General features: G+C 36.6%; 23 protein-coding genes. 12 read left to right on the top strand and 11 right to left on the bottom strand.

Annotated features, from left to right (window positions below; translation table 11 throughout):
* The first annotated feature begins 84 nt into the window (after window positions 1–84).
* On the top strand, window positions 85–621 hold the full coding sequence (locus EGI05_RS15545; protein WP_123263943.1) for an SPOR domain-containing protein: 537 nt from the start codon (window positions 85–87) through the stop codon (window positions 619–621).
* Window positions 622–668: 47 nt separating this feature from the next.
* On the opposite strand, the gene EGI05_RS15540 is transcribed toward EGI05_RS15545, so the two are convergent.
* The 6 genes from EGI05_RS15540 to EGI05_RS15515 all read right to left on the bottom strand — a co-directional run bounded on the left by EGI05_RS15540 (window position 669) and on the right by EGI05_RS15515 (window position 8,805).
* Window positions 669–1,943, bottom strand: a complete 1,275-nt coding sequence (locus EGI05_RS15540; RefSeq protein ID WP_123263942.1) for a DUF6080 domain-containing protein — start codon at window positions 1,941–1,943, stop codon at window positions 669–671.
* A gap of 72 nt (window positions 1,944–2,015) precedes the next feature.
* Complete coding sequence (locus tag EGI05_RS15535) at window positions 2,016–2,939, bottom strand: T9SS-dependent choice-of-anchor J family protein (protein WP_123263941.1); 924 nt, start codon at window positions 2,937–2,939, stop codon at window positions 2,016–2,018.
* 89 nt (window positions 2,940–3,028) lie between these two features.
* Window positions 3,029–4,570, bottom strand: coding sequence for a protein adenylyltransferase SelO (locus EGI05_RS15530; RefSeq protein ID WP_123263940.1), 1,542 nt, complete (start codon window positions 4,568–4,570; stop codon window positions 3,029–3,031).
* Window positions 4,571–4,643: 73 nt separating this feature from the next.
* On the bottom strand, window positions 4,644–7,025 hold the full coding sequence (locus EGI05_RS15525) for a penicillin-binding protein 1A (RefSeq protein WP_123263939.1): 2,382 nt from the start codon (window positions 7,023–7,025) through the stop codon (window positions 4,644–4,646).
* 6 nt (window positions 7,026–7,031) lie between these two features.
* Complete coding sequence (locus tag EGI05_RS15520; RefSeq protein WP_123263938.1) at window positions 7,032–7,493, bottom strand: gliding motility lipoprotein GldH; 462 nt, start codon at window positions 7,491–7,493, stop codon at window positions 7,032–7,034.
* A complete protein-coding gene (locus EGI05_RS15515) occupies window positions 7,486–8,805 on the bottom strand; it encodes a PSP1 domain-containing protein (RefSeq protein WP_123263937.1) in 1,320 nt (439 codons plus the stop codon). The genes EGI05_RS15520 and EGI05_RS15515 overlap by 8 nt, the downstream gene beginning before the upstream one ends.
* Window positions 8,806–9,082: 277 nt before the next feature.
* On the opposite strand from EGI05_RS15515, the gene EGI05_RS15510 reads away from it, so the two are divergent.
* The 5 genes from EGI05_RS15510 to EGI05_RS15490 all read left to right on the top strand — a co-directional run bounded on the left by EGI05_RS15510 (window position 9,083) and on the right by EGI05_RS15490 (window position 14,973).
* On the top strand, window positions 9,083–10,315 hold the full coding sequence (locus EGI05_RS15510; RefSeq protein ID WP_123263936.1) for an OmpP1/FadL family transporter: 1,233 nt from the start codon (window positions 9,083–9,085) through the stop codon (window positions 10,313–10,315).
* A gap of 10 nt (window positions 10,316–10,325) precedes the next feature.
* Window positions 10,326–11,858 carry an SGNH/GDSL hydrolase family protein gene (locus EGI05_RS15505; RefSeq protein ID WP_123263935.1) on the top strand — a complete coding sequence of 511 codons (1,533 nt, stop codon included), beginning with the start codon at window positions 10,326–10,328 and terminating at the stop codon, window positions 11,856–11,858.
* Between the two features lie 84 nt (window positions 11,859–11,942).
* Window positions 11,943–12,881 carry a ribose-phosphate pyrophosphokinase gene (locus EGI05_RS15500; RefSeq protein ID WP_123263934.1) on the top strand — a complete coding sequence of 313 codons (939 nt, stop codon included), beginning with the start codon at window positions 11,943–11,945 and terminating at the stop codon, window positions 12,879–12,881.
* A 56-nt stretch (window positions 12,882–12,937) separates the two neighbouring features.
* Window positions 12,938–13,591, top strand: a complete 654-nt coding sequence (locus tag EGI05_RS15495; RefSeq protein ID WP_123263933.1) for a 50S ribosomal protein L25/general stress protein Ctc — start codon at window positions 12,938–12,940, stop codon at window positions 13,589–13,591.
* 161 nt (window positions 13,592–13,752) lie between these two features.
* Window positions 13,753–14,973, top strand: coding sequence for a cysteine desulfurase (locus EGI05_RS15490; protein ID WP_123263932.1), 1,221 nt, complete (start codon window positions 13,753–13,755; stop codon window positions 14,971–14,973).
* A gap of 40 nt (window positions 14,974–15,013) precedes the next feature.
* On the opposite strand, the gene EGI05_RS15485 is transcribed toward EGI05_RS15490, so the two are convergent.
* A complete protein-coding gene (locus EGI05_RS15485; RefSeq protein WP_123263931.1) occupies window positions 15,014–15,157 on the bottom strand; it encodes a GNAT family acetyltransferase in 144 nt (47 codons plus the stop codon).
* A 215-nt stretch (window positions 15,158–15,372) separates the two neighbouring features.
* Between EGI05_RS15485 and EGI05_RS15480 the strand changes: the two genes are divergently transcribed.
* Window positions 15,373–16,005 (top strand): nitroreductase family protein, encoded by a 633-nt coding sequence (locus EGI05_RS15480; RefSeq protein ID WP_123263930.1) that lies wholly within the window; start codon window positions 15,373–15,375, stop codon window positions 16,003–16,005.
* A gap of 74 nt (window positions 16,006–16,079) precedes the next feature.
* On the opposite strand, the gene hemE is transcribed toward EGI05_RS15480, so the two are convergent.
* Genes hemE through hemA form a run of 4 tightly spaced genes read right to left on the bottom strand, consistent with a single transcriptional unit; the run spans window position 16,080 to window position 20,031 of the window.
* On the bottom strand, window positions 16,080–17,105 hold the full coding sequence (hemE, locus tag EGI05_RS15475; RefSeq protein ID WP_123263929.1) for a uroporphyrinogen decarboxylase: 1,026 nt from the start codon (window positions 17,103–17,105) through the stop codon (window positions 16,080–16,082).
* Between the two features lie 39 nt (window positions 17,106–17,144).
* Window positions 17,145–17,828, bottom strand: a complete 684-nt coding sequence (locus EGI05_RS15470; protein WP_123263928.1) for a uroporphyrinogen-III synthase — start codon at window positions 17,826–17,828, stop codon at window positions 17,145–17,147.
* A gap of 33 nt (window positions 17,829–17,861) precedes the next feature.
* Window positions 17,862–18,770 (bottom strand): hydroxymethylbilane synthase, encoded by a 909-nt coding sequence (gene hemC, locus EGI05_RS15465; RefSeq protein ID WP_123263927.1) that lies wholly within the window; start codon window positions 18,768–18,770, stop codon window positions 17,862–17,864.
* Window positions 18,757–20,031, bottom strand: coding sequence for a glutamyl-tRNA reductase (gene hemA / locus EGI05_RS15460; RefSeq protein ID WP_123263926.1), 1,275 nt, complete (start codon window positions 20,029–20,031; stop codon window positions 18,757–18,759). Before hemA ends, hemC begins: the two co-directional genes overlap by 14 nt.
* Before the next feature lie 242 nt (window positions 20,032–20,273).
* On the opposite strand from hemA, the gene EGI05_RS15455 reads away from it, so the two are divergent.
* The 5 genes from EGI05_RS15455 to rodA are packed head-to-tail and all read left to right on the top strand — an operon-like array spanning window position 20,274 to window position 25,938.
* On the top strand, window positions 20,274–21,299 hold the full coding sequence (locus tag EGI05_RS15455) for a rod shape-determining protein (RefSeq protein WP_121462419.1): 1,026 nt from the start codon (window positions 20,274–20,276) through the stop codon (window positions 21,297–21,299).
* Between the two features lie 29 nt (window positions 21,300–21,328).
* Window positions 21,329–22,183 carry a rod shape-determining protein MreC gene (gene mreC / locus EGI05_RS15450; protein WP_123263925.1) on the top strand — a complete coding sequence of 285 codons (855 nt, stop codon included), beginning with the start codon at window positions 21,329–21,331 and terminating at the stop codon, window positions 22,181–22,183.
* Window positions 22,176–22,682, top strand: coding sequence for a rod shape-determining protein MreD (locus EGI05_RS18135; protein WP_123263924.1), 507 nt, complete (start codon window positions 22,176–22,178; stop codon window positions 22,680–22,682). Before mreC ends, EGI05_RS18135 begins: the two co-directional genes overlap by 8 nt.
* Entirely contained in the window at window positions 22,679–24,712 is a 2,034-nt protein-coding gene (locus EGI05_RS15440) for a peptidoglycan D,D-transpeptidase FtsI family protein (RefSeq protein ID WP_123263923.1), read from the top strand. Before EGI05_RS18135 ends, EGI05_RS15440 begins: the two co-directional genes overlap by 4 nt.
* The gene (rodA, locus tag EGI05_RS15435; RefSeq protein ID WP_123263922.1) at window positions 24,709–25,938 is read left to right on the top strand and encodes a rod shape-determining protein RodA; all 1,230 of its coding nucleotides are present in this window, start codon (window positions 24,709–24,711) and stop codon (window positions 25,936–25,938) included. The genes EGI05_RS15440 and rodA overlap by 4 nt, the downstream gene beginning before the upstream one ends.
* Window positions 25,939–25,942 lie beyond the last annotated feature (4 nt).

Below are 25,942 nucleotides of genomic sequence, written 5' to 3'. Positions count from 1 at the left end.
CATTTACGTTTAATTTGTATTGATTCTAAATAAGTAGTTTGGCATATTTTTTTAATTTGTATAAATTTGCGGAAATAAGCTTAAATGAGAAATTTAATCAAAATATTTTCAGTATTATTTATATTCGGATTTTATAATATTGAAGCACAACAGGTTGTAAAAAGAGATACTTTGGCCGGAACGGAGCTAATCATGTCCATGGATCCTAAAGTAAAGGAAGCGTTGGAAAATTTAGAGGAAAAATGTTCACGAACAGCAAGCAATACTTCTGTTCGGGATAATGATGATGATTCCGCAGCGAGACCTACTAAAATATATGTTCCCAACAGAGAACTTACAAATGCTGAGATCTGTAGAAAAAATCCAAGAATTTTAGGCTACAAAATCCAGATTACCACTGTGAAAAGTAACGAAGAAGCCAATGAAGTGAAAGCTTATTTCAGAAGAAGATTTCCAAATCTTAAGGTAGAAACGGATGCTTCACTAAGACCAAACTATAAAATATTAGCGGGAAGCTATTTCACTAAACAAAGTGCTGCTTCCGACCTTTCAAAGGTTAGAGAGTATTTTAAATCTGCCATTGCTGTACAATATAGAATATTCTGTGCCGAAGCTAAATAAATTTTATTTGAAATAAAAACGAAAGCTGAGATTTTTCTCAGCTTTTTTTATTGGTAATATTGATTCATGAAATGAAAAAATTCAGTCATTCGGTAATAGTTATTGATGGACATATACAGTAGTAAAATCCCTATAATGACAGTTAAAAATGATAACATTTTTGGAGCCATTCTATATGTATAAAACAGCCATCCCAGTAATAAGGGATAGACAAACACAAAATGCCCTCCATAAATGTAAGAAGTATGCAGTCCAAACTTCATGATGCAATGGATAATGATGTCGATAAAAAAAGAAATCATTAATATTTGAACCAGCTTCTTGTTTAAGTTTTTGAAATAGCTCCAGAATATGAATAAGAGCAGTATGGAAATAAAAATATAAGGAATCCATGATGTATAAACATCCATGATTAAGCCCTTATACTCAAAACCTTTCATGTTGTGCTTGTCCCGGATGATAAAGCCCGGTAATAAAATATTTCCCCCAAAAAAGAATGAAGCGATCATATCCCAAGTCGGAATAGACTTCACATTAGAAAACTTTTCATACTGTTTGTTCGTCTGATCAAAAATATGCTGATACTTGAAGTTGATTCTATTCAGGTAGAGGAGGATAAAGCAAATGCAAGCAAATATGACTCTTAAAATAGCACTCCCGAATTTCTTCCAGTTTTTAAAAAGATTTTTCTCAAATGCAACCGGAATGAAAACCTTTACAATATTAGTAATGGTGAGTCCACCAATCGTTATTCCTGCCAATGTTAAAGCTAAAGCCGGTGTTTTTTCTTCTTTTTTTAGCTTAATTGCAGAATAATGATTGTATAGAGTAAGCAAAAACAGAGTGTAGGTGAAGTTTTCCGGAGTGAAAGACAGTAAAATAGTAGTTGAGAAAAATCCAAAAAATAATACAAGTAATAAGCTGATCGAGTTGGGTAATCTGATAATATTTTTCAGATATTTGAAAACCTGTAAGATACTTAGACTTACAGCTAAATTACTAAACCAGGCTAAAGCCAATCTAAATACGGCATTCGTTTTTCCATCTGAAATGTATAATGCCAATTCTCTTATCCAGTTGAAAAAATAATAAGCGAGGGGATGTCTCTCGAAGCTTCCTCCGGTCAATACAATCGAGCGGTTATCGAAACTGAAATACGCATCCCATGGAATTCTGGAGTCATAGATAATACGATAATCAAGAGCGATATGCCATCCTAAAATCCCGTATAAAAGAATGAAAAAAGTGAAAACTCCCAGTTCTGAATAAGTGGCAGGAAAGATGAGTTTGAAAAAATTGTAAAGCTTTAGTTTAAAAGACACTTGTTAAAAGTTTTTTGCAAAAATAAAAAACTCACCTGGAATTGGTGAGTTTTTAAATTAATATGAGTTTATTTATTCTTTAACTACTTTTTCGGTTGCTGTGCTTCCGTCTCCAAATTCTACCTGCATTAAGTAAGTTCCTTTTGGCAGAGAAGAGATGTCTACTTTTTTAGAATCTGTTTTCAATACTGTCTTTCCTGAAATATCAACAATAATAGATGATTTTATTTTTTTATCAGTCTTGACATTAACTTCACCTTTTGTCGGATTAGGGAAAATGCTTAGTGATTTAGCTTTTGCGGATACTTCATTCGTTGAAAGCGCTCCTGTAGTAATTTTTACATCATCTACCATAAACATATAATTGTCAGAAGAAACACATTGAATACCTACTCGTATAGTTTGTCCGGCGTAAGCATCCAGGCTATAGGTTTTTTGTTCCCAATTAGGATAAGGTGCACTTAAAGCGGTTCCTCCGGAAATAATAGTAAAATTAGCAGATCCGGTAGGGGTTCCGGAACCAATATATACTCCCACTCTATATTTGTCAAGTCCGTACGAGTTGGATAATGATTTTACCCAAAGAGTCAAAACATTTGAGCTTGCGCCTAATGTTACAGCTGGACTAATCAGCCAGTCGTTGTTCGCAGTAGGACCGCCTGTTGTAGATGGAACTGCATCCCATGCCGCTGCATATTTTTGCCCACTGTGGGGGTCAAAGTTTCTGACCTCCGATCCTGTTGTAGCATTAGTAACACCAGCTGCTGTTGGATTGAAAATTTGAAAAGCCTGAGGGCTGTTAGCATTGGCCCAAGTTGCAGGATCCGCCCCTCCTGTATATGTAGGTAAGCCATCTATGTCCAATGTCAGCCAACTACCGAACCCTGTAATTACAAAGTTGGTGTAAGAGTCAAAATTTTCGTTTAAAAGGACTGTTTGTGCATTTGCAAAAGCCCCTGAAACTAATAAACTGAAAGAAAATAGGAGTTTTTTCATAGGGATATTGTTTTATGTAAAGTTAAATAAAAAACAAATACGCTATAAAAAAATCAAATAAAATTCAATTTTTGTTGAATATTTTACAATTATGAACTGCATGATAGCATAGAGCATCCCGATATGTCATCATAGTTGGAAGGTCTTTTTTTAGAAAATTCAGGATATATTTCCAGATAAGGGTTTTGCAAAGCTGTTGTTAGTTTATTAAGCATTTCTGTCTTACCAGTTTCAATTTCTTCAATACATTCAAAAAGCAAATAATTCCTTAAAATGAATGTTGGGTTATTCTTTTTCATCAATTCCAGTGCGTCTTGTTTTGAAATTGTATTTTGAGAAAATCTTTCATAATATCTTTGGACAAAATGTTCCAGCTTTTTGATGTTTTCTTCTTGCAAAGGAATGTAGGAAATATTTTCTAGAATGGATTTCAAATCGCTGTCAATAGAAATGTTTTCTAATTGCTTAAAGAATAAGGTGTAGTCTAATTGCAATTCCTGCATCAACCCTTGCCAGTTGGTAAAAAACTCTTCATCTCCATCCAATAATTCATTAAACCCGAATTTTTTACATAGCATATTGTCATGAGACTCCCAAAAATAATTACCATAGGTATTTAATTTTTCTTCCAGGAATTTTTCATCCTTAATAAGCGGGTAAAGTGCATTGGCCAATTGCCAAAGATTCCATTGGGAAATCTGACCTTGTTTTCCAAATGCATATCTTCTTCCGGGAAGGTCTGTGGTATTGGGCGTAAAATTCAGATCATACTCATCCATCATAGAATAAGGACCATAATCAATAGTTAATCCCAATATAGACATATTATCGGTATTCATTACTCCATGTACAAAACCTACACGATACCATTCAACCATAAGATTGGCGGTATTCCGGCAAACACTTTCGAAGAAATCTTTATATTTCTGATCTCCTTCGGATTGTATCTCTGGAAAATAATTATTTATGGTGAAGTCTGCCAAGTCTTGTAGTGTTTTATATTCTTTTTGAGCAGACATCAGTTCAAAATGTCCAAATCGAAGAAAGCTTTCTGCTGTTCTTATGATAACCGCTCCTTTTTCTTCCTGAGGATTCCCGTTGTACATCATATCTCTTACAACACTTTCCCCGGTAAGGCATAAGCTTAAAGCTCTTGTTGTTGGAATTCCCAAGTGATACATCGCTTCACTCATCAGATATTCCCGTACAGAAGATCTTAAAACGGCTCTTCCGTCTGCATGCCTTGAATAAGGAGTGGCACCTGCTCCTTTCCATTGTATTTCTGTTTTTTGTCCAGATTCATTAATGATTTCTCCAGCCAGAATTGCTCTTCCATCACCCAACTGTCCTGCCCAGTTCCCGAATTGATGTCCTGCGTAAGCTGTTGCATAAGAACGGATATTTTCTGGAAGATTGTTTCCCACCAGAAAGTCCAGGTCTTTTGCTTCATATTTTCCTAAACCGATCTCTTCAGAAAGAGATTCATTGAAAGCAATTAAAGCAGGATGTTCAAATCCAACAGGACGAATGGTTGAAAATAGGACTTTAGGAGTGTTTCTCTGAACCGGATTATTGGAGAAATCTCCTGGGAAAGTCTGTATAAAAGGTTGTTTGATGTTAGCAATATTCATACTTCAAATATACCAATAATAAAAAAAGACCTTACAAATAATCGGAAGGTCTTTTCTATTGGTAAAGAAGAGTTTATTTATTAAAATCCACTTCTTCTCCGGTATTTAAATTTTCATTAACGTTTTCTTCTTTCTTTTCAGAATTGTTTTTTGGTGTTGTCTCTACAGGTTTTGGGTTTTTGATCTCATCAATAGTCTGCAGTCCTCCTTCGTCACCATAGCCAGCTCCAAGTCCTTTAAGATCTGAACACCCGTCTTTCCATTCAGAAGGTTTTACAAATTTATCATCAGGAGAAATGCCTAAACTTTTATCCGCCCAAACTTTTTTCATGAAGATTGCCCAAATTGGCAATGCCATTCTTGCTCCCTGACCTTCTCCGGTTCCATAGAAGTGAGTGGCTCTGTCTTCCCATCCAACCCATGCTCCTGTTGCCAGTTTTGGAGTGATTCCCATGAACCAACCATCTGAGTTATTTTGAGTTGTACCTGTTTTACCGGCAATTTCCACATCTTTTGAAATTCCTTTTCTTCCTAACTCTCCGGAAGCTGTTCCATATTGAGCTACCCCTTTCATTAATTCGATCATGGTGTAAGCATATAATGGGTTCATGACTTCTTTTGGCTCTACATTTACTTCCTTGATCACTCTACCATTGGCATCTTCAATTCTCCAGATCATTTCAGGTTTATTGTAGTTCCCATAATTGGCAAAAGTACTGTAAGCACCCAACATTTCGTAAATAGTAATGTCAGATGAACCCAAAGCAATTGTATTGTTTCTTGGGATTTCTTCCGTTACACCCAGATCTCTTGCGGTCTGAATAACGGCATCTACCCCTGTCATTTCTATAAGACGTGCTGCCACAGGGTTTTGAGAATGTGCTAATGCATCTTTAAGAGTCAGCATTCCTCCTCTTCCCGGAACATGCCATCCTTTATGGTCATAAGTGCCATTGGAAACAGCTGAACAAGGAGTCATTCCCAATTTCATGATGGCTGTTGCATACACGAAAGGCTTGAAGGTAGAACCTACCTGTCTTTTCCCTTGTTTAATGTGGTCATATTGGAAATGCTGCCAATCGATACCTCCTACCCAAGCTTTGATCTCACCGGTTCCGGGAACCATGGACATCAATCCTGCCTGAGCAATTTGTTTATGATATCTGATAGAATCCCAAGGAGACATTTCCACTTCTTCTTCTCCATTCCATGTGAAGCGGGAAGTTTTAATCGGTTTTTTGAATTCCATCATGATGGAGTCTTCTGAAACTCCGGCAGCTTTCAACTGCTTATAACGGCCGGTTCTTTTCATGGCCTGAACCATTACATCATTGATCTGCTTGTCGTTCAGGTAATAGAATGGTCTCTGCTTTCTTCCTCTCTGTTCAGCATCAAATCTCTTCTGAAGATCAGTAAGGTGTTCCTTAATCGCTTCTTCAGCATATTTCTGCATTTTAGAATCAAGAGTTACATATATTTTTAAACCGTCTTTGTATAGATTTAATTTTTTACCAGTCTGCTTTTCGTAATCCTGAAGATAATTATCAATCTCTTTTTTCAGATAGAATTTATAGTAAGCAGAATAGTCATCATTAATATTTTTAATAGGATGATAATCTAAAGTAACAGGTGTGGCAGCAGCTTTATCATATGTTGCCTGATCGATATATCCTGTTTTCAGCATTTGTTCCAATACAACGTCTCTTCTGGCTTTTGCTCTTTCAGGATTACGCATTGGGTTGTTTTTTACCGGGTTTTCTAACATTGCCACAAACATAGCTGCTTCCGGTAAAGTAAGCTGAGAGGTCGTCTTATTGAAATAGATTTTGGATGCCATCTCAATCCCGTTGGCATTATATAAGAAGTCAAACTTGTTGAAATATAAGGTAACAATCTCTTCTTTAGTATACCTTTTCTCAAGGCTTACTGCTACTACCCATTCTTTCAGTTTCTGGAAAGCTCTTGAGATTTTATTTTGAGAAGCTCCACCTGTAAACAATAGTTTAGCAAGCTGTTGGGTAATGGTAGATCCACCACCTCTTCCTCCACCATATACAACAGCTCTGGCAACAGACTGTAAATCAATTCCGGAGTGTTCTTTGAAACGTTCATCTTCTTTAGCCTGCAATGCATATACAAGATAAGGAGGAAGGTCTTTGTAAACAATGGGCTGTGTTTTTTCTTTTTCAAACTTGCCTAATAGTACTCCGTCTGCGGAATAGATTTCAGAAGCAACATAAATATCAGGATTTTCAAGCTCTTTTACATCGGGCATTTCCCCAAGAAAGCCTTGGGAAACCGCAAAGAAAAGTCCTGAAATTCCTAAAACTACCGCAATGAGTCCAAGCCAAATAAACTTAACCCATTTCTTCCAAGAGGTATCTTTTTTATTTTTTTTGGGCGGAAGAGGAAAAGTTTTTCCTTTACTTCCAGCGTTTTGTTTATTTTCTTCCATGTATGGTTACGGTTTAGCCGTTTCTATTTTTACTCCAATATCTTCAATTCCGGGAAGGTTATCATTTCTCATGGCCTGAATAAGCCCAATTTCATATTTTCCTTTTGCCGGAAACCTGTAATTCAGTTTATACTGAAAAAGAGTCTCCTTCGTGTCACCAAAACCTGTACCAAGCCATTCCCCGTTAGGTTTTGCCAAGACATAGTTCAAAGTGTCGGTTTCCTTTTTCTTGTTTTGAAGATTAGTGAAATTAACGATGAACCTTATATTGCTGTAAGGATAATCATTGTTATTTCTTACAACAAATATAATATTTTTAGGATTTTGCGGATCTGAAACTTCAAGATTAAATTTTTGTTCACTTTTCTTATTCCATTTATTATCAACGGAATTCATGATGATGTTTTCTCCTGAAGAGTTACAGCTAAAGAAAAGGATAAGCGGTAATAATCCTAAAAGTTTACGCATTTTTATCTTTTTTGGGAGGATACTTCTTTTTGAATTTTTTCTTGTTTGGTTTCTTTTCAGCATCAGAACCTGCTTCTACTTTTTCCATCTGACCAGCCTGTTGTTGTGGCTTTTGTTGTTTTGGCTGATGGTTAGCATTGGTGTTTTCAGATCTTTCAGGCTTGTTTTTCCTTTGTTGATTGTTGTTTTGCCTGTTCTGACTCTTATTTTTGTGATGCGGACCTTTTTTCTTTTCAAATCTGTCTACATTATTCTCCTGAATCAGATCAATGCTATGAAGTGATGTCTCAGGTTGTTTCAGATCTTCAAGAGGTAATGTTTTTTCTCCACGTTTATTTTTCGAGATTAGCTTTTTAACTAGATCAATATCGAAATCGTACCAGGCGATAGAATTTTCAACGTAGGCAAACCACATTTTCTTTTTGAAAACGTCTATTTTGATACAAAAAGCTTTTCCTTTTTCTGTTTCTAATGTCGTAGAAGAGGAAGGGAAATCACTTAACGCATCGAGGTAGCTGTCTAATTCGTAATTAAGGCAGCATTTTAATTTACCACATTGTCCTGCTAATTTTTGAGGATTGATACTCAGCTGCTGATATCTTGCAACGTTGGTGTTCACAGATCTGAAATCTGTTAACCATGTTGAACAGCAAAGTTCCCTTCCGCAAGAACCGATACCGCCTACTTTTGCCGCCTCCTGTCTGAAACCGATCTGTTTCATATCGATTTTAGTTCTGAAAGCCGCAGCGTAGTCTTTAATCAGTTGTCTGAAGTCTACTCTGTTATCAGCGGTATAATAAAATGTGATTTTTGAAGCATCTCCCTGATATTCAACATCTGTAACCTTCATTTCAAGGCCAAGTCTGTGGGCAATTTTTCTTGCTTCAATCTTTACATTATCTTCTTTTTTTCTAGCTTCCTGCCAAACTTCAAGATCTTTTTGGTTAGCTAGACGATATATTTTAAGTGATGCTTCTTCTGAAAATTTTTTCTTTTTCATCTGAATTTTCACTAATTCTCCGGTGAGACTTACCACACCTACATCATGTCCGGGACTGGATTCTACTGTGATTACACTACCTATATGTAACGGGATATTATTTACATTCTTATAAAACGATTTTCTGTCATTTTTAAATCTGACCTCTACATAATCGCACCTGTTTTCTACAGGATTGTTGATGTTGGATAGCCAGTCGAAAACACTTAATTTATAACTATTACCACAGGTATTTACACTTTCACAGCCATTCGCGGATTTCGTTCCGCATGAATGTGCAGAATCGCCGGATGTTTTACATCCACAACTCATATATTATATTATTTAATCTTGCAAATTTATATATTTTTATCTTTATGTAGTTCTGAAAATTTCAAATAATCGTGAACATTATTGTTTAACATTAAACAAAGAATGTTTAATAGGGGTGTATAGTTATTAAATGCTTAATTTATATTCAATTAAACTCGATTATTCTTAAAGTGTTATTTCAAACATAATTTTCTTTTGATATATTGTTTAATTTATTAAGAAATATTAACAGGAGTATCTAAAATAATTTTATATTTGGATTATATAATAATAGTCTATGAAAAAAATATTAGTATCAACCGCATTATTGGCAGGGGTTTTATCTTATGCAGGAGGCTTCAGGGTTTCTTTGCAGGGGGTGAAGCAATTGGCAATGGCACATACCAGTGCACATGCTGAAGATGCGAGTGTGGCATTCTTCAATCCTGCAGGTATGTCATTCATTCCCTCAAAATTAAGTATTGTTGCCGGAGGGTTTGGCGCAAGCAATAAAGTTACCTTTCAAAACCTGAATACTTTACAGAGTACGGAAACAGATAACCCTATGGGAACGCCTCTTTATGCCGCAATTGCATATAAACCCCTAGAAAAACTGTCTGTAGGTTTTAGTTTTACAACACCATTCGGTAGTACCATTGAATGGCCAAATGATTGGGAAGGAAAGGAAATGGTTCAGAAATTGGAGCTAAAGAGCTTTTATTTCGAACCTATGATTTCTTATAAATTTAATGACTGGCTGGCTTTCGGTGCAAGCTATATCTATGCAAGAGGTACTGTAAACTGGGATAAGGCAATTACTCAGTTTGGAGGAGAGCTTAATCTTGATAGTAAGGCAAGCGGACATGGTTATGGATTCGGGTTCTATTTCAGACCAGATCCTAAATTGGACGTAAGTATTGCTTACCGTTCACCGGTTGATATGAAAGCGAAGGATGGAAAAGCTACATTCAAATTCCCTTCAGCTTCTGTATATCCGTTATTAGGATTAGATGCATCGGGAACAGACAGTTTTAAAGCAACTTTACCTTTAGTAGAAGAATATACCATCGGTTTAACATATAAAATTACTCCGAAATGGTTGGTTTCTGCGGATTTCAACTATCACGGATGGGAAAGATACGGCAAGCTGACGTTAGATTTTGCTACCGCTCCTGTTGGAAATCAGGCGGATCCAACGATTTCAGTCTCTCCTAAAAACTTTAGAAATGCTAAAACGTTCAGGTTAGGAACTCAATATGCATTTACTGATATGATTTATGGACGTTTAGGAGCCTATTATGATGAATCTCCTTATACTGATGAAAACTTCATCCCTGAGACGCCATCCTTTAATACCTATGTAGTTACAGGTGGGGTAGGATTCAAGTTGAAACAATTTGGGGTAGATGTTGCAGGAGGATATGCAATGCCTCAGGCTAGAGATGTTAAAAATGCTAATCTTGGATTCTACGGACAAGCCAAAGCTACCGCATTTTATCTGGGTCTAGGTTTATCTTATAATCCTTTTTAATTGAAAGACTATGAAAAAATTTATAATTTCTACATTCGCTATTTCTGCTCTTCTTTTTACAACGAGCTGCGAAGACGACTTTGATACAGACGTAAAAGATATACAGGTAACCGCTGGAGATGCCGACTTTTCTAAATATATTTCTTTAGGAAATTCCTTAACATCAGGTTTCAGAGATAATGCATTATATATTGATGGGCAGACAGAGTCTTACCCTAATATTATTGCAGGACAAATGAAACTTGCCGGAGGAGGAAACTTTGTTCAGCCTTTAATGGCGGATAATAATGGAGGGTTATTACTTGGCTCTACTACGATCCAGGCTACAAAATTATATATCAAGACCTTTACCAACGGATCTCCGGTAATTGAAAACGTTGCAGCTACACCTACTACGAATGTACTGAATAAAATCACAGGACCGCTCAATAATTTTGGGGTTCCAGGAGCTAAATCATTCCATTTGGTAGCACCGGGATATGGAAATGCTGCAGGAGTCTTATTAGGAACGGCTAACCCATATTATGTGAGATTCTCTTCAAGCACAACTTCTACGGTTGTGGGAGATGCTGTTGCTCAGCACCCTACATTTTTCTCTCTTTGGATAGGGAATAATGATGTATTAAGCTATGCAACAAGTGGTGGATCAGGAGTAAATCAAGCTGGAAATACCAATCCTGCAACTTATGGGGCCAATGATATTTCTGACCCTAATGTTGTGGCAGGTTCTATTAAGGCAGCATTAGATGCTCTAAAAGCGGGAGGAACTACAAAAGGAGTTATTGCTAATATTCCTTATGTAACATCAATTCCTTATTTTACAACAGTGCCATATAATCCTTTAACACCGGCTGCTTTAGGCTCTAATATCACAACACTTAATACCAGTTTATATGGGCCGCTTAAACAAGCGCTTACTGCTTTCGGTGCGGGAGACAGAATCAATTTGCTTTCTTCTACATCTTCTAATCCTGTATTAATTAAAGATACTTCTCTTCCAAACTTAAGCGCTCAGCTTACTGCGGCTTTAACTCCTTCTTTAGGACCAACAACTGCTGCCGCTTTTGGACAGATTTATGGACAAGCAAGACAAACTACAGCGGAAGATTATATTTTGCTTACAACAAGATCAGTAATTGGAACAACTGCACCAGGAGCACCTGCTCAGGTTAATGTATATGGAATTTCTTATCCATTACAAAATCAGCATGTGTTGACTAAAACAGAAGCAGGTCTTGTAAAAACGGCAATTGATGCGTATAATGCTTCCATCAAAACACTATCTGAGACATACGGCTTAGCTTTTGTGGATGCTAATAAGAAAATGGTAGAACTGAACGGAATGTCAGGAATCTCGTTTGACGGAGTGAAGTATACCGCTAAATTTGTAACAGGAGGTACTTTCTCTTTAGACGGAGTACACCTTACAGGTAGAGGATATGCTATCGTTGCTAATGAATTTATCAAAGCAATTAATACTAAATACAGATCTACGTTACCACAGGTTGATCCTAATAAATATTCAGGGGTAAAATTCCCATAATGAATAAGCTAATAAAAAACATAAAAACCACAGGAGTAAATCTTGTGGTTTTTTTTTAAATTTGCAAATCTTTAAAAAGTAAAAATGGCCGAACAGTTAAGTTATCTATTTTGTACAAGGACAAGCAGGGACTTGGCAGAGAAAATTGCCCAATATTATGGGCAGGAATTAGGAAAAATCAACTTTCAGGAGTTTAGTGATGGAGAGTTTGAGCCGGTTTTAGACGAATCGGTAAGAGGGGGGAGAGTTTTCCTGATAGGATCTACATTTCCACCAGCAGACAATCTTTTGGAGCTTCTTCTCATGATTGATGCTGCAAAAAGAGCATCTGCAAAGAGCATTACAGTTGTACTCCCTTACTTTGGACTTGCAAGACAAGACAGAAAAGACAAGCCAAGAGCTCCAATTGGCGCTAAATTGGTTGCCAATCTTTTGACAGCTGCGGGGGCTACAAGGATCATGACTATGGATTTACACGCAGATCAGATCCAGGGGTTCTTTGAAATTCCGGTAGATCATCTTTATGCTTCTACTATATTTGTAGATTATATCAGAGATCTGAATTTAGAAAACCTTACCATTGCTTCTCCGGATATGGGAGGTGCAAAAAGAGCGAAAAACTATGCGGGTCATTTAGGAGCAGAAGTAGTAATTGCTTATAAAGAAAGAAAGAAAGCCAATGTAGTGGAAGAAATGTTCCTTATTGGAGATGTAGAAGGTAAAAATGTTATCCTTATCGATGATATGATTGATACGGCAGGAACACTTTGTAAAGCCGCAGATATTTTGATGGAAAAAGGAGCTAAAACAGTAAGAGCAATGGCTACTCATGGAGTGCTTTCTGGAAAGGCTTATGAGAATATTGAGAACTCAAAATTGCTGGAAGTAATTGTTACTGACTCAATTCCTGTAAAAAATCATTTGTCATCTAAAATAAAAGTGCTATCTTGCGCCCCGTTATTTGCAGATGTAATGAAGATGGTTCATGAGCACCAATCAATTAGCAGTAAGTTTATTATCTAATTGATTTTTAGCTGTTTGCAAAAATATTTTGAAACAATTTTTTTAATTTTTTTATAATGAAATCTATTACAATTCAAGGTACAAAAAGAGAAAGCGTGGGCAAAAAGTCTACAAAAGCTTTACGTGATGCTGAATTAGTTCCTTGTGTTGTTTATGGAGGTGAAGCACCTTTAAACTTCTCTGCTGAAGAGAAAGCTTTCAAAGGATTAGTATACACTCCTGAAGCACACACGGTATCTATTGAGGTTGACGGACAAACAATTCCAGCTGTTCTTCAGGACATCCAGTTTCACCCAATTACTGACAAAATTCTTCACGTAGACTTCTATCAGTTAGCTGACGATAAGCCGGTTATCATGGAAGTTCCTGTAAGAATCACTGGACGTTCAAAAGGTGTTGTAGCTGGTGGTGTTTTACGTCAGTCTTTCAGAAAATTGAAAGTAAAAGCTATTCCTGCTAACTTGCCGGATGAAATCGTTGTAGATGTTACTCCATTAAGAATCGGTAACAAACTTTACATCGGTAGCATTAAAACTGAAACTTACACATTCATGCATCCTGACAACGCAGTTGTAGTAGCTGTGAAGATGTCTAGAAATGCAATGAAAGGTGGTGCAGCAGCAATGGATGATGAGGATGAAGAAGAAGCGGAAGAAGTGGCAACTCAGTCTCCTGATGTTCCAACAACAGAGGAAAAATCTGCAGAATAAGAATTGCTTATTGAAACAACAATATAAAACCTGTCAAATTTTGGCAGGTTTTTATTTTTAGATTACATCTATCATCATTTTCACCAATGCCCCTTTCGGAAAAAAGACGTAAATTTGAAGTGTTCTAAATAAGAACGTCATTAATGATAAAATTGTAATAAATGTTTGACATTCAGGAAATCAGAAGTCAGTTTTCTATATTAAACAGGCAGGTGAACGGTAAACCATTGGTTTACTTAGACAATGCGGCAACATCCCAGAAACCGGATTCGGTTTTAGAAGTATGGAACAAGTATTATACGGAGCTTAATGCCAATGTACACAGAGGTATTCATACATTAAGTCAGCTAGCAACGGAAGAAATGGAGCTTTCCAGAAGAAAGATCCAAAAATTCATAAATGCTAAACATGATTTTGAAGTGATCTTTACCAAAGGGACAACGGAAGGTTTGAACCTCATCTCTTATATTCTGACCCAAAAGCTAAAAAAAGATGATGAAATTATCATTTCTTACCTTGAACATCATTCCAATATTGTTCCGTGGCAATTACTTTGTGAAAGAACAGGGGCCAAACTTAAAGTGATTCCGATAGATGAGAACGGAATTCTTCAGTTGGAATACCTGGATCAGTATTTGAGTGAAAAAACAAAAGTAGTTTCTGTCAACCAAGTGTCTAATGCATTGGGAGTTGTAAATCCTGTTGAAGAGATCATTGCTAGGACAAGAAAAAGCTCTGATGCTTATATTGTGATTGATGGAGCACAATCTGCACCACATTTTCAAATTGATGTGCAGAAACTGGATTGCGATTTCTTCGTGTTTTCCGGGCATAAAATGTATGCGCCGATGGGAACGGGGATTTTATATGGAAAACAGGAAATTCTAGAGTCTTTGCCGCCTTTTCACGGAGGAGGAGAGATGATTGCCACTTGCTCCTTTGAAGGAACAACCTATGCTGCTTTACCTTTTAAATATGAAGCGGGAACTCCAAATGTAGGAGGAAATATTGCTTTGGGAGCTGCTGTAGACTTTATTGAAAAAGTAGGTCACGAAAATATTCAGAAACATGAAAATGCTCTCCTAGAATATGCACAGAAACAGCTATTGGAAATAGAAGGGTTAAAAGTATATGGAGAAAAGGCCAAAAGAGCAGGGGTAGTTTCCTTTAACTTAGAAGGTGTAGGAATTGCGTCGGATGTGGGAATGATCCTTGATAAAATGGGGATTGCGGTAAGAACAGGACATCATTGTACACAGCCTATTATGGAATTCTTTAATATTGCAGGAACCGTAAGGGCAAGCTTTGCGGTGTATAATACCTTCAACGAGATTGATCTTTTGGTAGAAGGTGTCAAGAAAGCACAACGAATGTTATCTTAAAAAAATAAAAAGCAGTTTTTAAACTGCTTTTTTTATTTTATTACTGACCAGGGCAATATTCTCCCTGTGGAATACAATAACATTTTCCGTCAATGATACATTGAAAATAGTCAATGGCACACTCAAGGCAGATCTCTCCACCAGCAATGATCTCCTTTAAATTTTGTTTACTTAATTTTTTCATGTTGAATATTTTGGTTGATTCACTGCTAAATATAAACATAAATTGATAATAGATGCTGTTTTAACAATTGCTGTTCTATTTTTTCAAAAACGAAATCTAAGGGTTTTACTTTAAATAGGTGTAAATAATAGATTTTAACGATATTTCAAATAGTAATTTCCAGCTCCGTACATACGATGAATAGAAGTAATTTTGAATAGTCAAAATTTAATTTTATGGAATTATTAGAAAAGCTGAACTGGAGATTTGCTACGAAAGCAATGAACGGTCAGAAAGTGCCACAGGAAAAAGTGGATAAAATATTAGAGGCTGCCAGATTAGCTCCTACTTCAAGCGGGCTACAGCCTTTTGAGATCATTGTTATTACCAATCAGGAAATTAAAGAACAAATTAAACCACATGCATGGAACCAGCCTCAAATTACGGACAGTTCTCATCTTTTGGTTTTTGCTGCATGGGATAATTATACGGAGGAAAGAATCAATAAGATGTTTGATCTTACCAACGATATAAGAGGATTTAAAAACGAAGGCTGGGAAAACTACAGACAGCAATTATTGTCAACTTATCCTCAAAGATCGGCGGAAGAAAACTTCATCCATGCTGCCAAACAGGCTTATATTTCTTTTAGTGCGGCAATTATTGCAGCCGCATTTGAAGGGGTGGATTCAACGCCAATGGAAGGATTCTCTCCTGAAGCTGTGGATGAAATCCTGAACCTTAAAGAAAAAGGACTGAAAAGCGTTCTTCTTTTACCACTTGGTTACAGAGATGCAAGCAACGATTGGCTGGTTAACCTGACCAAAGTGAGAAAGCCTAAAGAAGACTTCATTACAGAAATCAATTAATATTGCTTAAAAAAAGCCCTTTCAACAATGAAAGGGCTTTTATATTATAAAATAGTTAGTTTCAATATAAAGAACTACGGTTTCCACTCAACAACCGCACGGATAAATGCTTCTGCATTTTCCAACGGAATATTAGGTAAAATTCCATGACCAAGATTGGCAATGTAACGGTCTTTTCCAAAACGGTGGATCATTTCGTTGACCATTTTCTTAATAGTTTCTGGTGTTGAATGCAACCTTGCAGGATCAAAGTTTCCTTGCAAAGTCATTGTATGATTGGTTAAAGTTCTTGCAAACTCAGGTTTGATGGTCCAGTCTACCCCTAAAGCAGAAGCTTTGGACATCGTCATTTCTTCTAAGGCAAACCAGCATCCTTTTCCGAAAACCACCACATGAGTAAGCGGGCTTAATGCTTCAACTATCTGGTTGATATATTTCCATGAGAATTCCTGATAATCTTCCGGAGAAAGCATTCCTCCCCAGGAATCGAAAACCTGTACAGCAGAAACTCCTTTTTCTACTTTTCTCTTTAAATAAGCAATCGTAGTATCTGTAATTTTCTGAAGTAATAAATGAGCCGCTTCCGGTTGTTGGAAACAGAATGATTTTGCAATATCAAAAGCTTTGCTTCCTTTTCCTTCTACACAGTAGCAAAGAATCGTCCATGGAGAGCCGGCAAAACCGATCAACGGAATCTCATTGTCTAATTTTTGAAGAGTCAATTCAATGGCATCAAAAACATATCCTAATGTGTCATTCACATCCGGAGTTATAATATTTTGAACCTGTTCCATGGTTCTGATTGGGTTATCCAACCAAGGTCCAACGGATTCTTTCATTTTGAAATCAAGTCCCATTGCTTGTGGAACTACCAAAATATCAGAAAACAGAATAGCAGCATCCAATGGAAACCTGCGGATAGGCTGTACTGTGATTTCAGCAGCAAGCTCCGGAGTCTGGCATCTTGTGAAGAAGTCGTACTTGTCACGAAGTGCAATGAATTCAGGTAAATATCTTCCTGCCTGTCTCATCATCCAAACGGGTGGTCTCTCTACGGTTTCTCCGCGAAGTGCTTTTAAATATAGGTCGTTTTTGATCATAATATATTCAAATCAATATTGCTTTGCAGCAATACATATTCATATGTTGTTGCTCATCTCTTTTCTTATGATTTCCAAGATAGAATGTAAGTTCTTTCCTTCAGAGGTGAAAATCTTTTCCTTTGTGTATTTTTCAAGCTCACCGGTAGTGGTTTCACCTATTGAAAATAGCTTCATCCCTTCCAATGAATTGTGCTTTGCAAAACTACGAACTCCACTTGGACTAAAAAAAACTACAGCATGATATTTTTCAGGTATCAATGGATAGATTTCCGTAGTTTGATAAACCGTCACTTTTTTATATTTAATATTCTGTAAAGGAAGGTTTTTATCAAGAACATCTATGGCCAGGTTTCCGCAAAAATGAAGAAATTTTTCATGTGAACAATGACTGATGATAAACTGCGAAAGATCTTCTGCACTTCTCAAAACTTTAAAAGTCCCAAAACCATGCTTTCTCAATTCTCTTTTTGTTTTTTCACCTACACAATAGATTTTATTATAGTTTTTTGCAGTGAAATCTTCGTTAGGTTTAAATTGATTTTTAAAAAAGGAACTCACTCCATTTGCACTCGAAAAAATCAAGGAATAATTTTTTAGATCAAATGGAGTTACCTGTATAGGATCAATCTTTATTACCTCAGCACAATCAGCCGAAATATCCTTTCCTAATTCTTTGGATATAACAGATGGGTCTATATTTTTGGTAAATAAGATTTTCATTTCATTGAAATTATATGGAAATAAAAAGAATGTTTACAGCTTGTTTTTAATTTCAGCCATTAATTCTTTTCCTCCGTTTTCAAGAACAACTTTAGCAAACTTTTCACCGAAATTCTCTGTTTCATTATATACGAAGTTCTCATCCAGTGAAATACAGTTTTTGCCATCCAGTGAACAAAGTGCAGCTTTGAAACGAATCTGGTTTTCAATCAGCTCGGCATAAGCTCCGATAGGTGCAGTACAGCCACCTTCTAAAGTTCTTAGGAAATTTCGTTCCATCTCAACACAAATCTGAGTTTTTTTGTGATTGATTTGGCTTACGATTTCGTTGATTTCTTTTTTATCAGAATGTCCGGCAACGGTTATTACACCTTGTGACGGCGCAGAAATCATCAGTGGAAGCATTTCATAATCAATGCTCATTTTCATTCTTTTGATTCCTGCTAAGGATAAAATGGTAGCATCAAAATCTCCTTCTTCCAGTTTTTGAAGACGGGTCTGGATATTTCCGCGGATATCCGAAAAAGTAGCATCAGGGTAATATTTTAGCCAGAAAGCTCTTCTTCTCAAACTGCTGGTTGCCAGCTTTAATTCATGGAATTCTTTATTTCTGGATTCTTCCTTTCTGATCAGAACGTCCTGAGGATAGTCTCTTTCTAGGTAAGCAATAAGCTCAAGTTTTTCAGGGAGTTGAGTAGGGACATCTTTTAAAGAATGTACGGCAATATCTATTTCGTCATTTAACAAAGCTACATCCAAGTCTCTTGTAAAAACTCCGGTGATTCCCAAAGAATAAAGGGGTTGTGTAAGATTTTTATCTCCGGAAGAAACAATGGGAACAATTTCAGTTAAATAGTTATTGTTTTGTAAATGCCTTGCCACTTCTCTAGCCTGCCAAAGTGCAAGTGCGGAATTCCTGGTTCCGATTCTAATGCTTTTCATTGAATTCGTTGTTTGGTTGTTCAACTAATATTTCGTGCATTAATTTACTAATTTCTTCGGCTTTCCAGGGATTATCGATGATATATTTTGCAAAACGGTTGGTAATCTTCTGGATCATTTTATCAGAAAGCTCCATATCCGTTACATTGATGTATTTATTTTTCCTGTAAAAATTATGCATTTCATTGCGTTCCATATTCTTTAAAACGGCTTTGAAATGATGAATATTCGGTGCTAATTTTCTTTTTTTCTCCCACTCAAGGAAATCTTTGGCCATTTCCTTAATGATTTTATCCGCTTTCGGAACTTCTTTCTCCCTTTGTTGAATGGTTTCCTGGATTTGCTTTGAAAGCTCATCCACATCCACTAAAGTAACATTTTCATTATTGGTGACGTCTTTCTCTACGTTATGTGGAATAGAGAGGTCAATCACTAAAGTCTCTTTTCCATTCGGGAAATGAGAAGCATTGATGATAGGGTGTTTTGCTCCGGTAGCTACGATAAGAATATCAGTATTCTTTAATTCCTTATCAAAATCAGCATAATCAACATGAGGAATATTGTATTTCTGAGAAATTTTTTCCGCTTTGTCCTGAGTTCTGTTGGCAATCTTGATCTTAGGCTGATATACATGTTTTACAAGATTCTCAACCGTGTTCTGTCCGATTTCTCCCACACCTAAAAGAAGGATATTTTTATCAGTAATTCTTTTTTGATTATTTAAAATATAATGAACAGCAGCATAAGAAACAGAAGCCGCACCGTTGGAGATCCCGGTTTCGTTTTTAATTCTTTTCGAAATCTGGATGGCAGAATTAATTGCTCTTTCCAAATACGGATTAGAATTTTGTCTTTCTTTTTTAAAACGATTGTATGCTTTTTTAATCTGTCCTATGATTTCAAAATCACCAATGATCTGGCTTTCTAATCCGGCAGCAACTCTGAATAAATGAGTTAAAGCTTCTTCTTTTGTTAAAATATTGGCAAACTGAAGAAAATCTGTAAGATGAACACCAATGGTTTTACAGTATTCTTCCGCAACTAAAAGATAATTGGGAGTAGTAGTGTAAATTTCTGTTCTGTTACAGGTGGAAACAACAAAAGCATCTCCTAAATTTTCATCATGAATTCGGGAAACAAAACTTTTAATGTTTTCATCAAAAAATGCAAACTTCCCGCGTGTTTCTCCATCAGCTTTTTCATAGCTTATAGAAAGTACGGCGAAATTGGATGTTTGATGCATATCAGAATACTGTAACATAAGCGTTGCAAATTTACGTTTTTTTTAATTAATCACTTTCTGAAAATGTATATGATAATTATCGTAAAAAACTATAAACAGCCGATTCAGTTTAAGATAAATTTTAATGCGATTGAAAAAGGAGTCAATAGTTAAAAAAATATTTCAAATTTTAATAAAACTTTAACCAAATTATATAGTAGTGGAATTTTATTCGTAGTATGAAATTTATATCTTTGTAAACTTAAAATCAGAAGAAATATATGAGTTTATTTGATATGTTTACGCAAGAAATTGCGATAGACCTAGGAACTGCTAATACCCTTATCATCCATAATAATAAAATTGTTATCGATCAGCCTTCAATTGTTGCCATAGAACGTTCTACGGGGAGACCGATTGCTGTGGGGGAACAGGCAAAGCATATGCAGGGGAAAACTCACGAAGATATCAAGACAATCCGTCCTTTGAAAGATGGGGTAATCGCGGATTTTCATGCTTCTGAACATATGATCAAAGAATTTATCAAAAAAATTCCGGGAATTAAAGGTAAATTCATTCAGCCTGCTTTAAGAATCGTGATCTGTATTCCTTCAGGAATTACTGAGGTAGAGAAAAGAGCGGTAAGAGATTCTGCGCAAAAAGTAAATGCGAAGGAAGTGAAATTGATCTATGAACCAATGGCTGCTGCAATAGGGGTGGGAATTGATGTTCAAAAACCGGAAGGAAATATGATCATCGATATAGGCGGTGGTACTACTGAAATTGCGGTGGTAGCTTTAGGAGGTATCGTTTGCGATAAATCCGTAAAAATTGCAGGTGATGTATTTACCAATGATATTGCTTATTACTTAAGAACTCATCATAACTTATACATCGGAGAAAGAACGGCGGAAAGAGTGAAAATTGAAGTAGGATCGGCTGTTGAAGATCTTGATGTAGATATTGAAGATATTCCGGTACAAGGTAGAGACCTTATCACAGGAAAGCCAAAAGAAATTATGGTTGGCTACAAAGAAATTGCACGTGCACTAGACAAATCGATCATCAGAATTGAAGATGCCGTAATGGAAACTCTTTCTTTGACACCACCGGAATTGGCTGCTGATATCTATAAAACAGGTATTTATCTTGCTGGAGGAGGTGCGTTATTAAGAGGCCTTGCAGACAGAATTCATAAGAAAACAGGACTTCCTGTATTTGTAGCGGAAGACCCGTTGAGAGCTGTTGTGCGTGGAACAGGTATCGCGCTTAAGAATATGGATAAGTTCAATTTCTTGATTAAATAAATTTTAACTTTTTACGACTTAATATCTGAATGGGATTTTTGCTGAGATTATTTTCGAAGAACGCACTTTTTGTCTTCTTTATTTTCTTGCAAATTATTGCTCTGGTTCTGATATTCTCTAAAAATGCCATGCAGAGATCGTGGATTGCGGGGCAGACTGCTGCTTTTAATTCATGGGTTTCAGGGTATATTGATGAAGGGGTTACTTACCTGAAGCTGAAACAGATCAATGAAGATCTGGTAGCGCAGAATAAAGCCTTAATGGTACAGCTTTATGGAAAGGAGGGAGCAAAAAATCCTGTTTTCAGAAAAGTTCATGATACGTTGGGAGGAGGACAGATCTATACATTTGTAGACGGAGAGATTGTTTTTAACAGTATCAACAGAAGGAATAATTATTTTACGATTAACCGTGGAAAAAGAGACGGGGTATTCCCACAGATGGGTGTAATGGCCCCGAGAGGAATTGCCGGAATCGTGATTAATTCTACAGACAGCTATGCATTAGTTCAATCGGTGCTAAGTGTCAATAAGATCAGAATCAATGCGGCTTTGAAAAATTCAGGATATTTTGGTACTCTTACCTGGAATGGAGATAATTCAAGAGTAATGCATTTGGCAGACATTCCTAAATATGTTGCCTTAAAAATTGGAGACACCGTTGTAACAGATGGTAAATCGGCGATCTTTCCAAAAGGTGTAATGATTGGGACCATTGCAGGATATTCAGTAGATAATAAAACCGGTTTCTGGGATATTTCTGTAGAACTCAGCGAAAAGATGGGAGCATTGAATAAAGTGTACGTCGTTAAAAATTTAAAGAAAGCTGAGGTACAGAGAATTCAGGATACATTGCAGGCAGTAATAAAAAAAGAAAATGATTAGCAGAACACTATTTACGGATATTTTAATCATGATTTTTCTTGTTGCATTGCAAATCTTTGTTTTGAACAGGATCACTATTTTTGGGAAATATACTCCCGTGCTATATCCTGTGTTCGTTATGTTTTATCCTTTTTTCAGAAATAAATTTCAATTCCTGGCTCTAAGCTTTTTGATAGGATTGGCAATAGACATGTTTTTAAATTCGGGCGGGATCAACGCTTTTGCAACTACTTTGATCGCCTACTTCAGAACCTTGATTTTCAGGACATCTACAGATACTTCCACAGACTTTTTTTCTTTTCAGTCCCTTCAATGGGCTCAGTTTCTGTTGTTCCTGTTTTCAAGCATATTTTTGCACCAGCTTTTAGTGCAATATATCGAATTCTTTAAGTTTAGCAGATTTTTTGAAATATTACTTAATGTATTGGTAACAAGTATAATTTCCTTTATATTTATCGTTATATATGCATTAATATTTAAAATCAAACAGAAAGTTTGAACACACGTTATTTAAAGATCTTTTCCGTTCTTGTTGTAGTTGCCGCAATTTTTGTGGCAAGGCTTGCTTATTTGCAGTTGTTTACAGACCGTTATGCCTTAAATGCCGCTAATACGTCTATTAAAATCGAGTACATTATTCCGCAAAGAGGAGTTATTTTTGACCGTAATGGTAAAATTATGGTTGGGAACCAGCCTGCCTATGAAATTTCCTTTACTCAGGCTTTGATGAAACCTGATTTTGATACAGTAGGATTTTGTAATCTGATGAAGATCACGAAACAGGATTTCATCAATAAGATCAAAACCATTAAAAAAGAAAAATATTATTCCAAGCTGACTCCTATGACATTTATAAAGGACCTCAGCAGGGAAGATATTGCCAGAGTTCAGGAAATCATTTTTAAATATCCGGCTTTCAGTATTGTTTCAAGACCTCAGCGTCAGTATGAAGTTTCCACATCCGGGAATCTTTTAGGATATACCAGTGAGGTGAACGACAGGGAAATAAAAAAAGATTCCATCTATTATCTGCCCGGAGACTTTATTGGAAAGACCGGAGTTGAAAAATCTTATGAAAAAGAGCTTCGCGGTATTAAAGGAATGAAATATATCCAAAAGGACATTAAACTAAGAAACATAGGCTCTTACAAAAACGGAGCATTAGATAAAGATGTTGTTACAGGGAAGGACATTACTTTAACAATCGATTATGACCTGCAAAGATTGGCTGAAGAAATGTTGGTGAATAAACATGGAGCCATTGTTGCAATAGACCCGAACAACGGAGAGATTTTAACATTAGCAACCGGACCGGATATCGATCCGAATTTATTTACCGGACCCAATAAATCCAAAAATCTTTACGCCTTATCCAAAGATACGATCTACGAAAACAAACCTACTTTTGACAGATCTGTTCAGGCTGCCTACCCTCCGGGGTCTACATTTAAATTGTTGACCGCTTTAGCAGCAATGCAAATGGGGGTGATGGACGAAAATACGGTTTTCCCATGTGGAGGCGGATTCAATTATAAAGGATTAAGAATTAAAGGTCACGGTGGAGCAGATCCGCTAATCCCTGCGATTCAGGTTTCAAGTAATTGTTATTTTTCCTACGCGTATTTGGCAATCATGAATAAATATCCGGGAAATCCTTCCAAAGGTGTAGACGAATGGAAAGCGATCATGAACAGCTTTGGAGTAGGAGAGTTCTTAAATAATGATTTGGCAGTAGGAGCCAAAGGAAGAATTCCTTCCGGAGAATTCTATGAAAAAAGACAAAAAACTCTAAATAAATACAGCGGCAAAAAAGATTATAAAAACTGGGATCAATTAGCAACAGGTGCCGTTTTTAACGGAATGGGACAAGGGGATGTGTTGGTGACTCCTCTTCAGCTGGCCAACTATGTAGCTGCCATTGCCAATAAAGGATGGTTCTATACTCCACATATCGTTAAATCAATTGATGGAAAGCCTAATCCGGACCCAAGATTTAAAAAGAAACATAAAACACTGGTGGATCCGAAACATTTTGTGCCGGTTCTTAAAGGAATGGAGGCTGTAGTTTTAAGAGGTACTGCAGCTGGATTGAAATCAAGTGATTTCACCCAATTAGCAAAAACAGGTACCGCACAGGTGCCACAAGGAAAGGATAACTCTATTTTTGTATTGATCGCACCAGCGGATAAACCTAAAATTGTGGTTGCTGCCGTAATGGAGCACGCAGGATTTGGAGCAACATGGGCAGGTCCGGCCTGTACGGTAATTGCAGAAAAATATATTACAGGAGATCTGAAAAGAGAGCATCTTTACAAAAAGATGACCACTTCCAGCTTTATGCCGGAATATAAAAGACAATGGATTGCCGATCTGAAACGTAAAGGCTTATATGTAGAGCCGAAACCCGATTCCATTAAGCTGAAAAGAATGCAGGACAGCATTGAGTTTGTTAAAAAACAAAAAGCAAAGCTCCAGAAGAAAATAGACGAAGAAACCAAAAATAGTAAAACCAAAATTACAAAGCCATGAAATGGACGGAAGGATTAGATAAAATAGGTCTTGGCTTATATTTCCTGCTTTGCACTTTTGCGATTGCCAATATTTATAGTGTAGATCAGAAGCTTGGAGAAAAACAGCTGATATTCTTCTGTATTTCCCTTTTTGTAGGGCTGATCATTTTTGTGGGAAGAAGTAAATTCTTCGAAAATATGGCGGGTATTTTTTATATCGGCGGTGTCTTATTATTGATCGGTCTTTTCCCGTTTGGTAAAGAAATTTTGGGACAGAAAAACTGGTATAAGTTCGGAAGCTTTACCATGCAGCCCGTTGAATTTGCCAAAATAGGAACTGCACTTATGCTGGCGAACTATGTTTCCGGGCCGGATTTTAACCTGAGTAACAAAAAATCTCTTTGGACTTCTTTAGCGATTATTGGAATTCCGGCAGCTGTAGTATTGGCAATTCCGGATGTAGGTTCCATGTTGGTTTTCATAGCATTCTTCATAGCATTGTATAGAGAAGGATTAAGCGGATTGTTATTTGGAATTGGTTTCCTGTTTGCAGGAGTATTTCTGGTTTCTTTAGCGGTTAATCCTATTTATGTGGTCATAACGATAGTATTGATTGCAGGTGGATGGATTGCCATGAATTATTACAAAATGTCTTGGAATGTGATCTCTATCTCAGGGATTGTGGGGTCCATTATTATATTATGCGGATTAGCTTTTGCTTCTCCGTATGTTTTAGAAAAGCTTCCCAAACACCAGAGAGAAAGAATTGAAGTTCTCTATAAGGGAGAAAAAGCGTTCAGAGATACTTCCGGATATAACTTGTTATATTCCAAAACAGCAATCGGCTCTGGCGGACTTTTAGGGAAAGGATATCGCGAAGGTTCCGTTACCCAGGGTAAATTTGTACCCGAACAGGAAACTGACTATATTTTCTGTACAGTAGGGGAAGAATGGGGATTTGTTGGAAGTGCTGTCCTGATTCTTTGTTACATGATTTATATTGGGAGGATCTATTATCTCGCAGAAAGACAGAAGTCTACTTTTAATCGTGTTTTTGGATATTGCTTTGCCTCGATCCTGTTAATGCACTTTTCGATCAATTTAGGGATGGTTATGGGGCTTTTTCCAACTGTTGGTATTCCATTGCCTTACTTTAGTTATGGAGGAAGTTCTTTACTTGCTTTCTCTATCATGACTTTTATTTTCTTTAAATTAAACTACTCGGATAAAAACAGCTTGGTGTAACCTC

The organism is Chryseobacterium daecheongense (genome assembly GCF_003729955.1).
Taxonomy (GTDB): domain Bacteria; phylum Bacteroidota; class Bacteroidia; order Flavobacteriales; family Weeksellaceae; genus Chryseobacterium; species Chryseobacterium daecheongense.
The sequence above is the reverse complement of the archived record's forward strand: the minus strand, read 5'-3'. Positions and strand labels throughout refer to the sequence as shown.

Excerpts from the sequence above, each read along its gene's own strand:
- EGI05_RS18135 (WP_123263924.1), top strand. The coding sequence starts at position 22,176 with ATGATTAGCAGAACACTATTTACGGATATTTTAATCATGATTTTTCTT.
- EGI05_RS15490 (WP_123263932.1), top strand. The coding sequence starts at position 13,753 with ATGTTTGACATTCAGGAAATCAGAAGTCAGTTTTCTATATTAAACAGG.
- EGI05_RS15485 (WP_123263931.1), bottom strand. The coding sequence starts at position 15,157 with ATGAAAAAATTAAGTAAACAAAATTTAAAGGAGATCATTGCTGGTGGA.
- EGI05_RS15520 (WP_123263938.1), bottom strand. The coding sequence starts at position 7,493 with ATGCGTAAACTTTTAGGATTATTACCGCTTATCCTTTTCTTTAGCTGT.
- EGI05_RS15505 (WP_123263935.1), top strand. The coding sequence starts at position 10,326 with ATGAAAAAATTTATAATTTCTACATTCGCTATTTCTGCTCTTCTTTTT.
- EGI05_RS15510 (WP_123263936.1), top strand. The coding sequence starts at position 9,083 with ATGAAAAAAATATTAGTATCAACCGCATTATTGGCAGGGGTTTTATCT.
- EGI05_RS15530 (WP_123263940.1), bottom strand. The coding sequence starts at position 4,570 with ATGAATATTGCTAACATCAAACAACCTTTTATACAGACTTTCCCAGGA.
- EGI05_RS15535 (WP_123263941.1), bottom strand. The coding sequence starts at position 2,939 with ATGAAAAAACTCCTATTTTCTTTCAGTTTATTAGTTTCAGGGGCTTTT.
- hemC (WP_123263927.1), bottom strand. The coding sequence starts at position 18,770 with ATGAAAAGCATTAGAATCGGAACCAGGAATTCCGCACTTGCACTTTGG.
- EGI05_RS15480 (WP_123263930.1), top strand. The coding sequence starts at position 15,373 with ATGGAATTATTAGAAAAGCTGAACTGGAGATTTGCTACGAAAGCAATG.
- EGI05_RS15525 (WP_123263939.1), bottom strand. The coding sequence starts at position 7,025 with ATGGAAGAAAATAAACAAAACGCTGGAAGTAAAGGAAAAACTTTTCCT.
- rodA (WP_123263922.1), top strand. The coding sequence starts at position 24,709 with ATGAAATGGACGGAAGGATTAGATAAAATAGGTCTTGGCTTATATTTC.
- EGI05_RS15500 (WP_123263934.1), top strand. The coding sequence starts at position 11,943 with ATGGCCGAACAGTTAAGTTATCTATTTTGTACAAGGACAAGCAGGGAC.
- EGI05_RS15455 (WP_121462419.1), top strand. The coding sequence starts at position 20,274 with ATGAGTTTATTTGATATGTTTACGCAAGAAATTGCGATAGACCTAGGA.
- hemA (WP_123263926.1), bottom strand. The coding sequence starts at position 20,031 with ATGTTACAGTATTCTGATATGCATCAAACATCCAATTTCGCCGTACTT.
- EGI05_RS15545 (WP_123263943.1), top strand. The coding sequence starts at position 85 with ATGAGAAATTTAATCAAAATATTTTCAGTATTATTTATATTCGGATTT.
- mreC (WP_123263925.1), top strand. The coding sequence starts at position 21,329 with ATGGGATTTTTGCTGAGATTATTTTCGAAGAACGCACTTTTTGTCTTC.
- EGI05_RS15470 (WP_123263928.1), bottom strand. The coding sequence starts at position 17,828 with ATGAAAATCTTATTTACCAAAAATATAGACCCATCTGTTATATCCAAA.
- EGI05_RS15495 (WP_123263933.1), top strand. The coding sequence starts at position 12,938 with ATGAAATCTATTACAATTCAAGGTACAAAAAGAGAAAGCGTGGGCAAA.
- EGI05_RS15515 (WP_123263937.1), bottom strand. The coding sequence starts at position 8,805 with ATGAGTTGTGGATGTAAAACATCCGGCGATTCTGCACATTCATGCGGA.
- hemE (WP_123263929.1), bottom strand. The coding sequence starts at position 17,105 with ATGATCAAAAACGACCTATATTTAAAAGCACTTCGCGGAGAAACCGTA.